Genomic DNA, 14,039 nt, shown 5'->3' with positions numbered 1-14,039 from the left:
CGTCTGCCGCTCCGTAGTTCTCGTTGCACGTGCATAAATCGAAAGTCGAGGGGGGTACGTCTACTGGTTCACCGAGACGTTGTTGTGATTGCTCACGAGGTGGAAGCTGTCCACCGGGTGCTCGGCGAAGTCGTTGACGTAGTTCTTGACACCGAAGCTGTTCTTGAGGTTGTAGGCGGGCAGGTGTGCGCGGTCCTCCAGCAGGGTGGTGATGGCCTCCTGGTACAGCGTCTGGCGCTCCGCGCGCTCGGGCACCTGCCGGGCCTGGATGAACTTCTCGCTCACCGTCTTGCCGTTCTCGCTGTTGTTCCCGTAGAACGTCCCGTTCGTGACGCCGAGGGTGTTCTCGTCCCGGCCGAACAGGTAGTAGGTGAACGCGTCGGGGTCGGGCGTGCCGGACCAGCCCAGCGTGTACATGTTGTAGTCGTCCTCGCTCCCGGAGACGTACTGCTCCAGGAACGCACCCCAGTCGAGCCGCTGGACGCTGGCGTCGAAGCCAGCCTCCTGCAGCCCGTTCGACACCGTGATACCGATCTGTTCACGCTTGTCGTCCGGGGGCACGATGATGCGCCAGCTGTAGTCCGTGGAGACGCCCGCCTCCTCGAACAGCGCCTGTGCCTCGTCGATGTTCTTCTCGTGGGGGATCGCCTCCCACTCGTCGAGCGGCATGTTCCAGTCTTCCGCGATGGAACGCGGGAGCGGGCTGTACTGCCGGACGCCGGTCGGCTCGACGAAGTTCGAGACCGCCTGATCCATCGAGAAGCAGTAGTCGACTGCCTCGCGGACGAGCGGGTCCGCCGTCGGTCCCTCGTTGCAGTTGAAGGCGAGGTAGAAGTAGCCGATACCGGGCACTTCCTGGATGTCCGCGTCGCTGATACCCTCGACCGTGGTGTACAGCTGTGGCGGGATCTCCTCGATCACGTCGTTCTCGCCGTTCCGGAGGGTGGTGACGCGGGTCGTCGCCTCCTCGACCGGTACGAACTCGACTTCCTCGAGGTTCGCCTTCGGTTCGCCCCAGTAGTCCTCGTACCGCTGGATCTGGACGAACTCGCCCTCCTGCCAGTCCACGAACTCGAAGGGACCGGAGCCGATCGGCATGGACGTGTTGAACGCGTCCGGGTCGTCCTCGCGGACCGACATCGGGACGACGCTCCACGTCAGCGCCGTCATGAACGGCCCGTACGGGTACTTGAGGTCGAACTGAACGGTCGTCTCGTCGACGACGCTGATCGAGTCGATCATGTTCAGTTCGGAGGCGTTCTCGGTCTCCTCGGCCACCGGTGCCTCGAAGGAGTACTTCACGTCTTCGGCCGTGACGGGGTCGCCGTTGTGGAACGTGGCGTCACCCGTCATCTCGACGACGTAGCGCTCGCCGCCGTTGGACACCTCGGGCTCGCCCGTGGCGAGTTCCGGCACGATACCGGTGGTCTCGTCGTAGGCGTACAGCCCCTCGAAGATGTTCTGTGCGACCTGCTGTGACGGCACGTCGTTCAGGATGATCGGGTCGAACTCCAGTGGGCTCTTGACGAGCGCGATCCGGAGCGAGCCGCCGCTCGGCGCGGAGGTCGTCTCCTCCGTGTCGCTCTCGGTCTCGGTGTCTTCGCCGCCGCCACCACTCGTGGGCGTACTCGTGGTGTCACCGCCGCCGGTACAGCCGGCTAGTCCGGCGATACCGACGCCGCCGATGCCCTGAAGCATCCGCCGCCGATTCAGTAGTCTGCTGTATTGGTCGTCATCCGTCATATGATGTCACGCCCCGTGGGGAGTGATGTGCGTGAATGGAATAGGGTCGTTTAAAAAGCTGTCGTTGAATTGCGGGATGAACTGGAATAATCGAATACTCTCTCCGACTTCCCAGTCGCATTTGGAAACTTTACGCCGTTTCGAGGTTCCTCTGTCCGGAATACGTAGTCTCACCGAGAGAAAATACCTGATTATAAATCGTTACTGACCACGTAACGCCTCGACCGGGCGGTCGGTCGCCGCCTTCCACGCCGGATACGCCCCGCTGAGGACACTGACGACGATACCGAATCCGAACCCCAGCAGGAGGTAGCCGCCGTTCCGGGGCGCGAGGATGGTCGAGAGTGTCACCTCGGGGATGGCGAGCCAGAGCGCGAGGGCGACCCCGGCACTGAGGAGGACGCCGACCGCGCCGCCGACGATACCGAGCAGGGCCGCCTCGGTGAGAATCAGTCGGAGGACGTCCTCTTTCTGGACGCCCACGGCCCGGAGTACTCCGATCTCCTCGCGGCGTTCGGTGGTCGACATCAGCATCACGTTGAGGATGGCGACCCCGGCGACGAGTAGCGAGATGGAACCGATGGCGAGCAGGAAGGCGTTCAGCAGGCCGAAGAACCGGTCGATCTCGCGGATGATCGACGAGAGTTCGAAGACCGAGACGCGTTCTTCACGCGCGTTCACTTCGGTCCTGATCCGTTCGGCGATCCGACCGGCCTCGGTGCCGGAGTCGGCGTTCACGATCACCTGGTTGTAGCCGTCGGCGACGAAGACGCTCTCGGGCAGGATGACGGCGTTGTCCGGGCGGATCGGCGTGATCGAGTCGTCGGCCGCCAGCACCGCGATGACCCGGTAGTCGCGCCCCTCGACCGTGATCGTTCGCCCGACCTCGACGCCGAGTTCCTCGGCGACGCCGCTCCCGACGATGGCTCCGCGCTGGTGGCGTGCCGGGAGTTCGCCCGATCCGGCGGTGAACAGCGCCCCCGGCCGGTCCATCCCGTAGACGGTGGCGAACGTCTGGCGGTCTTCGCCGCGTCGAACCACCGTCCCGCCGGAGATGATCGGGACCACGGTCGCGTCCTCGCCGATGCGCTGGATCTGCTGGACTGCGCGGGGATCGAGCGTCTCGGCACCGGCGTCTTGGTTCGGGCTGACGATCACCTGGTTGCCGAGGTCGCCGAGTGCGTCGCTGGCGGTCAGTTGGAGGACGCTGCCCAGGATGCCGAGCGTGGCGATGGCGAACACGCCGATGACGATGCCGAGCGCCGCGAGACCGGCCCGCAAGCGATTCCGGTCGAACGTGCGTCTGGCGAAGAACAACTCCGGCACCGCGTCGTCGATGCGCTCGATCAGTCGGCGTCGGCGCGACGAGACGCGACTGCCGGTCCCGTCGCTCGCGCTCGATCCCGGTACCGGGTTCGGCCGCCCGGTCCCCCCGCCCGACGATCCGCCGTGGCCGGCCCCCGACCCCGTGGACTCGCCGCCGTCGCGTCGGGTGTGGTCGTCGCCGCCCCGGGATCGCTCGTCGTCGCTCATCTGCGTCGACTGTCGCCGTCACCCGGCCGACCCGGGCGCTCGGTGTCGTGGTCGTCGCCACGCCGTCCTCGGACGAGCGTCCCGGCACCGACGAGACCGACCGCCAACAGGCCGACGAGGACGACACCGGCCGGGACGCCGGCAGTGGTCGCGCCGCCGAGACTGGCGAGTGCGCCGCCACCGCCGTCGTCGCTCGGGACCGGGACCGCGATCTCGCGGGTGACGGGCACGCCGTCGGTCCGGTAGGTGATGCGGACCGTCACCGACTCGACGCCGTCTGTGACCTCTGCGGTCAGGTCGAAGGGCGCGAAGTCGCTCCCGGCGATTGTCCCCGCGAAGTAGTCGCGCTGGGGGTACGCCGGACTGACGCCCTCGCTCGGGACGACCGAGACGACCACGCCGGTCGCCTCGCCGTCGCCGACGTTCGCGGCGTTGCCGGTGATCCGAACCTCTCCGTCTTCGCCGACGGTCACGTCGAGGTCGGTGACGGTCAACTCGGCGACCGCCGGTCGCCAGTCGTAGGTCGCGGTCGTCCTGCTGTCGCGGACGCCGGCCCGGTAGTCGACGCGGAACTCGACGGCGGTTCTGTCCCTGACTTCGCTCAGATCGACTTCGACCGTCCCGGACTCGCCGGGTGCGAGTCGGTCGCCGAGGACCACGCGCGGGAGCGTCCGGTTGCCGGCGACGGGCGTGACGACCACGTCGTCGGCCACGACGCTCCCGAAGTTGGTGACTTCCACCGCGACGCGGCCGGTCGGGTCGGCCTCCTCGCTCCCGCCCTGTGTCAACTGGCCGCCGCCGGCACCGCCGGCCGCGCCGCCGAGTAAGCCCGCGAGGCCACCGGCACCGCCGGCCACGCCGGCATCTTGCTCCTCGGGTTGGACACGCGAGACGGAGAGACCGAGGTCGTCGCGGTAGGGTTCGACGTCGACGGTCCGGCCGACGGTCCGCACCTGCTCGGTGCCGGACGCGCCGGTGAAGGAGACGTTCACTTCGAGTCGCTGGGTGCCCGAGTCGGCCGGGACGGTCGTCAGGTTCACCACGGTCGTCTCGCCGGCGTCGAGTTGCGGGACGACCCTGCGGTCGACCGTCGGCGCGCCCAGCGAGTCGGCGAACGTGACTTCCAGATTCCGGACCGCCGTCGCGGCGGGGTTCGACAGTTCGACGGCCACGCGGGTCGGCGAGTCCACGGCGGGATCGGCGACGGTGATCTCGGCCTGCGGGCTGGCGGTCTCGACTGCGACCGGCACCGGCCGGGTGAGCGTCACCTCGTCGCCGTCGGCGTCCTCGGCGACGACCCGCAGTTGGAGGTCCCGCGTGCCGGGGTCGTCGAAGGAGACGGTCAGCGGGACGGTCAGGCTGTCGCCGCCCGACAGCGAGCCGAGGTTGTTCGCGCGTGTGAGTCGATCCCCGTTCGCGTCCCGGAGTTCGACGCGCTTGATCTGGGCCGGTGAGTCACTGCCGGCGGAGTTCTGCACGGTCGCGGAGACGGTGATGGTCTCGCCGACGACGGGTGAGTCGGGACTGACGGTCACGTCGGAGACGGTGAGTCGGGCGTCGGGCACCGCGACCGCGCCGGTCGGCACGCAGAGGAGGAGTGTGAAGACGACTGCGAGGACCCGGTTCATGTGTTATCGTTACCACGGGTTGCGGCCGTTTATCGGTGTCGCCGGTGGCTGGTGGCTACGTGGATGGTGCGGGGTGGCTGGCTCTCGTCGGTGTGAATGCTGGCTCGGTGGTCGATGGTGACGAAAGGTGGAGGTCGTCGGTCGATGTGACTTCTGTCGAGTTGGTCGGTGACGACGAGGGGTGAAAGTCCCCAACTGCTCGCTCTCTCTCTCTGCGGTGCTGACGGGCGAACTAAGCCTCGCCCGTCTGCCGGCGAGACCAGGGTCTCGCCATGCTATACCGGCGTCGAGAGGTGGATCGAGCGATCGGCCCCGTTCAGTCACACGCGGTGTCGTCTGTGAAAGCGCACGCACCTCCCGGTGGACCAGTCGGATCAGCGATGGCCTCCTTGCGACCGTCGGCGTGCCCGAGGTGGCCTCACGGCGGCGAGGTGTGGTACCCGAGGCGACCTTACGGCGGCGAGGTGTGGTGCCCGAGGCGGCCTCACGCCGCCGAGGTGTGGCACCCGAACCGGGTGCATCCCGGTGAGATGTCGCGCCACCCCGCTCGACTGGCGATTTTGTCGTGAACTACGGTTCGATGTGATCGTCGCCGTTGCGGTCGGCGCGCGCGAGGGACGTGCGCGAGGGAGGGTTCCGGGCGGTGCCGAGAGGAACCCGAGGCTGGGGAGGACGAGGTGCGGTGCTGTCGCGGGTGGCGGTGTGGTACTCGTCGCTGTTCCGGCCCTCTCGATTCGGTCGTCACTCCCGATCACGTCACCGTCGAAAAAGTCGGACTCGGATCGCAGTCGACGATACAGCGACTTACTTGCCGCGCGTCGTGCCGCTCTGGATGCTGGGCCGGGTGTGCTCCGTCCCCTTGCCCTTCGTCGTCTGGCCGCGGTTCGACGTGCCGGCGTTCGTCAGGCCGCGGAACGCGCGCCCCTTGTGGCTGTTGTCGCAGATCCAGTTGAGGTCGTCGTCGTTCTCGATGGCCGGGTGGTTCGGATCGACGAGGATGATCTCGTGCCACTTCTGGGAGCCGTCTTCACCGACCCAGTAGGAGTTGAGCACGCGCAGGTTCCGGTACTTCCGGGCGGCGCGCTCCTCCGCGATGCGCTGGATCGACTTCCGGCGGGAGATGCGGTTGACACCCTGTCGCTTCGACCGGCGACCGGCCTTGAAGCGCTGTTTCCGCGCCGTGCCCTTTCGGACCGAGACACGGACCACGACGATGCCCTGCTTGGCCTTGTAGCCGAGTTCCCGGGCCTTGTCGAGGCGGGTCGGGCGCTCGATGCGCTCGATGGCGCCCTGCTTGCGCCAGTCCTGTTTTCGTTGCCACTGCAGTTCGGCGAGTTGCCCGTCGCCGGGGTTCCGCCACGCGTCCTTGATGTGTGAGTAGAAGCTTCGTGCCATGGTTGGTCACCACGGGCGCTTGCGATTCAGGCCGTGAAGCCCACATTTCGTCCCGCGTTCGCGGGTGCCCGCTGGAGCCCGTCCGCCAGCGAGTTATCGGTCGTACCCCGGCGTCGGGGTTAAGCACTTCGGAACGGTCGGCGGTGTGTGACGCCGGGTCACGGCCCACTGGAGGCGATTCGAGCACACCCCCGCGACCGGGCGAACCTTTGATACTGCACCATCCCTTACACTGGTTTCATGTCAACGCAGCCCCCCGGACCGAAGGGCGTGCCCCTGTTCGGGACGAGTCAGCGATTCGCCCGCGACCCGTTCTCCTTCCTCCGCTCGTGTGCCGACGCCTACGGCGACGTGGTGCGGTTCGACCTCGGCCCCAACGAGACGTTCCTCCTGACGAACCCGGCCGACATCGAACGCGTGCTGGTCTCCGAGGCGAGCCAGTACCGGAAGCCCAAACTCGACGACGCGATGGACGACCTGCTGGGCGACGGCCTCCTGCTCAGCGACGGCGACCAGTGGCGCAAACAGCGCGACCTCGCCAACCCCGCCTTCCGGATGCAGCGACTCGGCGGCTTCGACGAGACGATGACGGACTACGTCTCGGCGATGCTCGACGGCTGGGAGGCCGGCGAGACGTTCGACGTGCAGTACGAGATGGCCCGCCTCACCCTGCGGATCATCGTCGACGTGATGCTCGGCGTCGAACTGGACGACGAGCGCACCACGACGGTCCAGGAGTGTCTCGAACCGCTCGGTGCCCGCTTCGAACCGGACCCCCGGCGCTTTTTGATCCCGAACTGGGTGCCGACCCGCGAGAACCGCGAGTTCTACGAGGCGGTCGACACCCTGGAGAGCATCGTCGACGACATCGTCGCCGAGCGACGCGGGACCGAGGGCAACCCGGCCGGCGAGGGCGAACCGCCGATGGATCTGCTGTCGATCCTCCTCCGGGCGCAGGGTCGCGGCGAGCAGACCGAACGGGAACTGCGCGACGAGATGATCACGATGCTGTTGGCGGGCCACGACACGACCGCGCTGACGCTGACGTACACGTGGTACCTGCTCTCGCAGAACCCCGAGGTCGAGGCGAAACTCCACGCGGAACTGGACGAGGTGCTCGGCGGGCGCACCCCGACGACCGAGGACCTGCGGGACCTGCAGTACACCGAGCAGGTGATGCTGGAGGCGATGCGCATCTACCCGCCGGTGTACATGCTGTTCCGGGAACCGAAGACGGACGTGAAACTCGGCGGCTACCGCATCCCGGAGGGCTCGATGCTCCTGCTCTCGCAGTGGGTGACCCACCGGTCGCCGCGCTTCTACGACGACCCGGAGACGTTCGACCCGAGTCGCTGGGACCCGGAGCGCCGGAGCGAGCGCCCGCGCTTCTCCTTCTTCCCGTTCGGCGGGGGCCCGCGCCACTGCATCGGCAAGCAGTTGTCGCTGATGGAGGGGAAACTGATCCTCGGCACCGTGGCTCAGCAGTTCTCGCTGGACTACGCGCGGGACGACGAGTTGGACCTGCGTGGCTCGCTGACGATGCACCCGCAGGAGGCGGTGGAGATGACGGCGAGAGGACGGGAGTCGTAAGCGGAATCGGCTGGTGGGTGTGTCGTTCTAGTTGCGACGGTCAACTGTGATCGTGACAGACTCGGTACCTCTACTGCGACTCAGAGTACGACAGCAACAGCGACCCCGACCACGACAGCACCAGCACCGCTACTCGATCCGGTGCAAACGGACTATTCGACCGCGACCGCGCCACAGGCCGCGACCGCATCAGCAACGCTACTCGTGCTAGCGCGAGGAACCGCACCGCAGACCGCGACAGCACCTCGACCCTCCCCAGCCTCGGTCTGCTCTCAGCACCGCCCGCAGACCTCCCTCGCACGCGTCAAGTCGCGCGCGCCGACTGCTACCGCGACACCCGATCCGAAGGTTCGATCCACATCACACTCACCAGTCGAGTGGGCTGGCGCGAGTTCAGCTCGCGCCGACGGTCGCAGGTAGGCGCTCACGCTGAAACCGACTGGTCCACCGGGCGTTGCATGAGTCCTCGCAGAATCCATCGGGCGGGACTGAAAGGGGCCGACCGCTCGACCCCTCCCCCGACGCCGGCTAGCACCACAGGGAGGGAGAGCCAGCTTGCTGGCTCTACCGACTGAGGAGCGCACCAAGTCGCGGCAGGTCGAGCGGTCGGGGGCTTTCACCCCTCGTCGTCCGCGACCCACTCCACAGAAAACAGGTCGTCTGGACTCTTTCACCCCCCGTCATCGCCCGATCCGACCGAGCGATCCACGACCGAACACCCAGAGTTCTCAGAGACGTCTCGGAGTCGAGACAACGTTTAGTCCCAGCCATCCGACCACCCATCCATGCCGACCCGAGACACCACCGACCTCCCGCCGGAGGCACTCACCCTCCTGTGGGCCGCCCGCGAGACCGGCGTCGTGGACGCGGTGACGACCGACGCCGGGACGCCCGAGGCGGTCGCCGACGCGGCCGACGTCACCGAGCAGACCGCCCGCGTCGCCGTGCGCTCGCTCGCGGAACTGGGCTTCCTCCGGCGCGTCGGCGAGGAGTACGAACCGACGAACCGGGCGCTCGGCCTGTTGGCGAAACGCGACGTGCGATCGATCGGCCGACTCCCCCACGCGCTGGACGTACAGCGCTACCTCCGGGCACTCCCCGAGACGATGCGCACCGGCGACCCGCCCGACGAACCGCCGGACTGGACGCGGAACCGACTCGGCGCGGTCGAAGCGACAGACGAGGCGACCGTCCGCGCCTGCGTGACGGCCGCGATCCGCGAAGCGCCGGACGCAGAGCGCGTACTGGACGTGCGCGGCGGCTCCGGACGCTACGCCCGCGAGGTCGTCGCTCGCGGCCGGTCGGCGACGCTGTTCGAGTCGAGCGAGGTGTGTGGGGTCGTCGCCCCCCTGCTCGCGCCGACCGACGTGTCGCTGGTGGCGGGCGACCTCGACTCGCCGCCGGTGACCGACCCCGCGACCGACGACCCGTTCGACCTCGCGCTGACGGTCGATCTCCTGCGACGACTCGACCCCGACTCGGCCCGCGCGCTGTTCGCCGGCCTCGCCGAGGTGCTGGCACCCGAGGGATGCGTCGTCCTGCTCGACGCCTTCCGAGAACTGGCCGACGCAGACTCCGCCGGGAGCGCCTCGGCCACGGACAGCGAGGGACAGACGCCGGTCGGCGCGGACGTGGGCGTGGACCCGGCGGTCGGAGCCGGTGTCGCCTGCGAGCAGTTGGCGCTCGGGTCGGGCGACGCCCACGCCACCGCGCAGGTCTGCGCGTGGCTCTCCTCACCGACAGACGGCGTCGGCTTCGAGGAGGTGACAGCCCGGCGAGTTCCCGGCACGGCGCGGGTGGCGGTGATCGGCCGAGGGCCGTACAGTTAAATACGCCTCGTCCCCGACCGGGTAGTATGGACAGCCGTGTCCTCCGGGACGACATGGTCGACGCGCTAGAACACGCCCTCGCCGACGGGCTCGACGAGCGTGTCGTCGACGCCATGCGGCGCGTCCCACGGCACGAGTTCGTCGCGGAGCGACCCTACGACAACCGCGACTCGGAACACGAGGGCACCCGCGTCCTCGCGCCGGCCACGGTCGCCCGGATGCTCGCCGCACTCGATCCGCAGGAGGGCGACGAGACGCTGGTCGTCGGGGCGGGCGTGGGCTACACCTCGGCCGTGCTGGCGGAACTCGTCGGCGACAGGCACGTCCACGCGGTGGACATCACCCGCCGACTGGTCTGGGAGGCGCGGTCGAACCTCGACGACGCCGGCTACGGCGCGGTGTTGGTGGACTGCCGGAACGGCGCGGACGGCCTCCCGGAGTACGCGCCATTCGACCGCATCCTGGTCGAGGCGGCCGCCATCGACCCGCCCCGGCGACTCGTCTCGCAACTGGCCGACGACGGCCGACTGGTGCTCCCGCTCGGCGGGCCCGAGCAGGAACTCACGGCGGTCGAGCGAACCGGCGACGACAGTGAGCGCGACTCGACCGTCGTCGGTCGGTTCGGCGAAGTCGCCTTCTCCCCGATGCTCGTGGAGGGCGAGCAGCACGGGCGGGTCGCCCGGAACCGGACCCACCGCGAGGACCAGGAGTACGCAGAGCGCGGTTGGCACGCCCGGACCGGGTGGGAGCAGGACTGGGTGGACTGGGACGAACACCTGTAGGACGTTTTCGCGGGGCGCGTCAGCGACGGGACCGCGATCCGCGACGGGACCGCAGACACCGACAGCCCAGCTACCGCGACGAGTAGTAGCGTCAAGGACCGCACCCGCAACCGCCCCGCGGACAGCACCGCACCTCGGTCCTCCCCAGCCTCGAACATGGCGAGAGGCACGCTCTCGCTAGCCCTCGTTCGCTCTGCTCACGAGGATCACGCACGAGCGCGCGATTCTCCCTTGCGCACGTTGCTCGGGCGCGCCGGACTCTGCCCGTTCACCCCGACGAGAGCCCGGAACCCGACAGGACGCGAGCTGCTGGCGACCGTAACCGAGTCGTGTCCGAGCGACAGCGAGGACCGACTCGCAGTTCGGTTCGCCAGCAGTCGGGGAGGGGTGGGGATACTGCACCCGCCGGGTTCCAGACCGACCGCCGACTCGCCGGGTGACGACCTCCGACGACGTGATGGGTCACAGCGTTCGGGTGGGACTGAAAGGGGCCGGCGGTCTCGTGAACGAAGTGAACGAGACGTTGGAGAGCCTCGCTCTCTCGAACGACAGGAAGTCGTGGCGCGGTCGAGATGCCGGGGGCTTTCACCACTCGTCGTCCGAGACGGACTCGACAGCGTTCACTCGGAGTCCGCCCGCAATATCCTACCCCTCGAAGCCGTCCTCGAACCGGAACGTCCCGTTTCGCTGGACGACCTCGCCGTCGACCTCGATGACGGAGTCCTCCGACATGTCGACGATCATGTCGACGTGGGTCGCGCTCTCGTTTGCCTCGTTGCCCTCGCCGACGTTCGCGTCGTAGGCGCGGCCGACCGCCATGTGGACCGTGTCGCCCATCTTCTCGTCGAACAGCATGTTGTAGGTAAACCGGTCGATGGAGCGGTTCATCCCGATGCCGAGTTCGCCGAGGCGGCGTGCGCCGGCGTCGGTCTCGAGGATGGCTTCGAGGACGTCCTCGTTCTTGGAGGCACCGAAGTCGACGACCTCGCCGCCCTCGAAGACGAGGTGGGCGTCGGTGACCTCCTTGCCCCGGCGGTAGACCGGCTTGTCGAACAGCACCTCGCCCTCCACGCTGTCCGGAACCGGCGCGGTGAACACCTCGCCGCCGGGGATGTTGTTCGAGTTCGTGTCGTTGATCGCCACGTTCCCGGCGACGGACATCCGCACGTCGGTCGTGTCACCCGAGACGATGTGGACCTCGTCGCCGGCGTCGAGAATCTCCAGCATGTGCTCCTGGAACGCGCGCTGTTCGTCCCAGTCGCGGAGGATGGCGTCGTAGACGAAGTTCTCGTAGGCCTCCGTGGACAGTTCCGCCAGTTGGGCGTCGGCCGGCGTCGGATGCTGAGTGAGCGTCCAGCGGTCACCGAGTCGTTCGTTCAGGATCGGTGCCTGGGCCTGATCGTAGGCGCTGTTGACCTCGCCGTCCACGTCGTCGAGTTCGGTGACGTTCTCGTGGCCCCGGATGACGATGTGACAGTCCGCGGCCTCGACGAGTGCCTGCTCGTGGGGCGGCGTCTCGAACTCGACGCCGGCCTGACCGGCCGCCCGGAGGTAGTCCCGGATCGCCCGCCCGCTTCGGTTCGTCCGGATCGACAGCGGGTGTGCGCCCCGGTCGCCCGCGATCTCGTAGAGCGCGACGATCAGATCCTCTGCGGTCGGCTCCGACTTGATGATCAGGTTGTCACCCTCGCCGAGGTCGACGGCGTCGGCGAGCACCTCTGCGTGCTGGCGGATGCGTGGGTCCATAGCAAGATTTGCCGAGCGTGAGGGCAAGCCTCTTTCGGACTGCGGTCGGGTGGGTTCTCGTCCGGCGACTGACGGCGACCCGCCGACGCCCTGCCGACACTCGGCGGTCGCCGGGACCACCGACTATTTGCCCTCCGGCGCGCTGTCTTCGTACATGATCGACCTCCGGAGCGACACCGTGACGACACCGAGCGAGGCGATGCGGGAGGCGGCCCGCGACGCCGCCGTCGGCGACGACGTCTACCGGGACGACCCGACCGTGAACGAACTCGAAGCGCGCGCGGCCGACCTCGTCGGGATGGAGGCGGCGCTGTTCGTCCCCAGCGGCACGATGGGCAACCAGGTCGCCGCACGCACCCACACCGATCGCGGCGAGGAGATCCTGCTGGACGAGCAGGCGCACCTCTACAAGTGGGAACTCGGCGGCCTCGCCCAGTTGTCGAGTCTCCAGACCCGGACCATCGACTGCGGCGACCGCTCTGTGCCGACCCCCGAACAGATCGAAGACGGCTACGTCGAGGAGAGCCTCCACCGCCCCGGCACCGGACTCGTCGCGGTCGAGAACACCCACAACAGCCGCGGCGGCGTCGCGGTCCCGAAAGGACACATCGACGCGGCCGCAGACGCGGCCCACGACCTCGGCGTGCCGGTCCACCTCGACGGTGCCCGCCTGTTCAACGCCTGTGTCGCGCTGGACACCGACCCGACCGAGATGGTCGAGAACGTCGACACCGTGATGTTCTGTCTCTCGAAGGGCCTCGGCGCGCCGGTCGGGTCGATGCTCGCCGGCCCCGAGGAGTTCGTCGACCGCGCCCGCAGAAACAGGAAGCTGTTCGGCGGCGCGATGCGACAGGCCGGGATGATCGCCGGGCCGGGCCTGCTCGCCTTGGAGAACGTCGACCGACTTGCAGACGACCACGAGAACGCCCGCCGACTCGCCGAGGGATTGAACGACGTGCCCGGCCTGTCGGTGCCGACGCCGGACACGAACATCGTGATGGTCGACTCGGCGGACGCGGGGCTGTCGGGCGACGAGTTCGCCGATCTGTGTCACGACGCCGGCATCCAGTGCGGTGCCTTCGGCCCGACGACGGTTCGGCTCTGTACGCATCTGGACGTGAGCAGGTCGGACGTGGCCGAGGCCGTCGAGCGTATCGCACAAGCGATGGACGCGGCGTAGTACGGCGAGTCCCGTGGGGTCGGAGCCGGCATCTGTCGGGAGTGTGGACCGGTGCGCTTCATCACAGCTACCCAGCGTCGCGTCACCGGACCGTACGCACCGCGCGGTCAGGTCAGCGTGGGGCTGTTGGCCTCGACGATAGCCTTCAGGTTCTCGCCTTCTTCTCTCATGTGTTCTCTGACAGCATCGAACTCGCGGCGGTTGAGTCGGGCACCGATGGGTCCGGTGCGAACTGTGATTCGCTGGACGAACTCACAACCGTCCTCGGTCGAGTCGATCGTGAAGCTGATCGACGGCAGGAGGAGCCCCACGAGCAGTGACGTCGGCTTGAACTCGATGTATCGACCGGGGACGACCTCGGTGAACCGCACGGTCTTCGCCTGCGTCTCGCCCGCGATACGCTCCTCGAAGTACGCTTCTGCTCCCGCTTGTAGCCCGTCGCCGCTGACCCACCTGAAGCCGAGATGGTCCGGATGCCACCGCTCGTAGTTCTCCTCCATCGCCTCGAAGAAGCGGTAGACGTCCGACCGCGATGCGTGGATCCTCGTGGTCTCAGCGAGTATCATGTCGTCCTGACCAGTCGTCACCGTGCGAGATAATCGTTTGCTCGGTC

General features: G+C 68.0%; 10 protein-coding genes. 4 read left to right on the top strand and 6 right to left on the bottom strand.

Annotation, left to right across the window (positions count from 1 at the left end; genetic code table 11):
- Positions 1-60: 60 nt before the first annotated feature.
- The 4 genes from LI337_RS12710 to LI337_RS12695 form a co-directional block, all read right to left on the bottom strand.
- Complete coding sequence (locus LI337_RS12710; protein WP_227230213.1) at positions 61-1,743, bottom strand: ABC transporter substrate-binding protein; 1,683 nt, start codon at positions 1,741-1,743, stop codon at positions 61-63.
- 201 nt (positions 1,744-1,944) lie between these two features.
- Entirely contained in the window at positions 1,945-3,276 is a 1,332-nt protein-coding gene (locus LI337_RS12705; RefSeq protein WP_227230212.1) for an ABC transporter permease, read from the bottom strand.
- Complete coding sequence (locus LI337_RS12700) at positions 3,273-4,904, bottom strand: CARDB domain-containing protein (RefSeq protein ID WP_227230211.1); 1,632 nt, start codon at positions 4,902-4,904, stop codon at positions 3,273-3,275. The genes LI337_RS12705 and LI337_RS12700 overlap by 4 nt, the downstream gene beginning before the upstream one ends.
- Positions 4,905-5,708: 804 nt before the next feature.
- The gene (locus LI337_RS12695; protein ID WP_227230210.1) at positions 5,709-6,299 is read right to left on the bottom strand and encodes a 50S ribosomal protein L15e; all 591 of its coding nucleotides are present in this window, start codon (positions 6,297-6,299) and stop codon (positions 5,709-5,711) included.
- 240 nt (positions 6,300-6,539) lie between these two features.
- On the opposite strand from LI337_RS12695, the gene LI337_RS12690 reads away from it, so the two are divergent.
- The 3 genes from LI337_RS12690 to LI337_RS12680 all read left to right on the top strand — a co-directional run bounded on the left by LI337_RS12690 (position 6,540) and on the right by LI337_RS12680 (position 10,500).
- Positions 6,540-7,889 (top strand): cytochrome P450, encoded by a 1,350-nt coding sequence (locus LI337_RS12690; RefSeq protein WP_227230209.1) that lies wholly within the window; start codon positions 6,540-6,542, stop codon positions 7,887-7,889.
- A gap of 785 nt (positions 7,890-8,674) precedes the next feature.
- Positions 8,675-9,718, top strand: coding sequence for a class I SAM-dependent methyltransferase (locus LI337_RS12685; protein ID WP_227230208.1), 1,044 nt, complete (start codon positions 8,675-8,677; stop codon positions 9,716-9,718).
- A 26-nt stretch (positions 9,719-9,744) separates the two neighbouring features.
- Positions 9,745-10,500, top strand: coding sequence for a protein-L-isoaspartate O-methyltransferase family protein (locus LI337_RS12680; protein ID WP_227230207.1), 756 nt, complete (start codon positions 9,745-9,747; stop codon positions 10,498-10,500).
- A gap of 645 nt (positions 10,501-11,145) precedes the next feature.
- On the opposite strand, the gene LI337_RS12675 is transcribed toward LI337_RS12680, so the two are convergent.
- Positions 11,146-12,246 carry an aminopeptidase gene (locus tag LI337_RS12675; RefSeq protein ID WP_227230206.1) on the bottom strand — a complete coding sequence of 367 codons (1,101 nt, stop codon included), beginning with the start codon at positions 12,244-12,246 and terminating at the stop codon, positions 11,146-11,148.
- 154 nt (positions 12,247-12,400) lie between these two features.
- Between LI337_RS12675 and LI337_RS12670 the strand changes: the two genes are divergently transcribed.
- Positions 12,401-13,426 carry a threonine aldolase family protein gene (locus LI337_RS12670; protein WP_227230205.1) on the top strand — a complete coding sequence of 342 codons (1,026 nt, stop codon included), beginning with the start codon at positions 12,401-12,403 and terminating at the stop codon, positions 13,424-13,426.
- Positions 13,427-13,533: 107 nt separating this feature from the next.
- Here LI337_RS12670 and LI337_RS12665 read toward each other — a convergent pair whose 3' ends face one another.
- A complete protein-coding gene (locus LI337_RS12665) occupies positions 13,534-13,992 on the bottom strand; it encodes an SRPBCC family protein (protein ID WP_227230204.1) in 459 nt (152 codons plus the stop codon).
- Between the last annotated feature and the right edge of the window lie 47 nt (positions 13,993-14,039).

Origin of the sequence: Salinirubrum litoreum (assembly GCF_020567425.1) — an archaeon.
GTDB classification, from domain to species: Archaea; Halobacteriota; Halobacteria; order Halobacteriales; family Haloferacaceae; genus Salinirubrum; species Salinirubrum litoreum.
The sequence above is the reverse complement of the archived record's forward strand: the minus strand, read 5'-3'. Positions and strand labels throughout refer to the sequence as shown.

Coding starts and splice junctions, on each gene's coding strand:
- LI337_RS12670 (WP_227230205.1), top strand. CDS start 12,401: ATGATCGACCTCCGGAGCGACACCGTGACGACACCGAGCGAGGCGATG.
- LI337_RS12705 (WP_227230212.1), bottom strand. CDS start 3,276: ATGAGCGACGACGAGCGATCCCGGGGCGGCGACGACCACACCCGACGC.
- LI337_RS12680 (WP_227230207.1), top strand. CDS start 9,745: ATGGACAGCCGTGTCCTCCGGGACGACATGGTCGACGCGCTAGAACAC.
- LI337_RS12695 (WP_227230210.1), bottom strand. CDS start 6,299: ATGGCACGAAGCTTCTACTCACACATCAAGGACGCGTGGCGGAACCCC.
- LI337_RS12685 (WP_227230208.1), top strand. CDS start 8,675: ATGCCGACCCGAGACACCACCGACCTCCCGCCGGAGGCACTCACCCTC.
- LI337_RS12690 (WP_227230209.1), top strand. CDS start 6,540: ATGTCAACGCAGCCCCCCGGACCGAAGGGCGTGCCCCTGTTCGGGACG.
- LI337_RS12700 (WP_227230211.1), bottom strand. CDS start 4,904: ATGAACCGGGTCCTCGCAGTCGTCTTCACACTCCTCCTCTGCGTGCCG.
- LI337_RS12665 (WP_227230204.1), bottom strand. CDS start 13,992: ATGATACTCGCTGAGACCACGAGGATCCACGCATCGCGGTCGGACGTC.
- LI337_RS12675 (WP_227230206.1), bottom strand. CDS start 12,246: ATGGACCCACGCATCCGCCAGCACGCAGAGGTGCTCGCCGACGCCGTC.
- LI337_RS12710 (WP_227230213.1), bottom strand. CDS start 1,743: ATGACGGATGACGACCAATACAGCAGACTACTGAATCGGCGGCGGATG.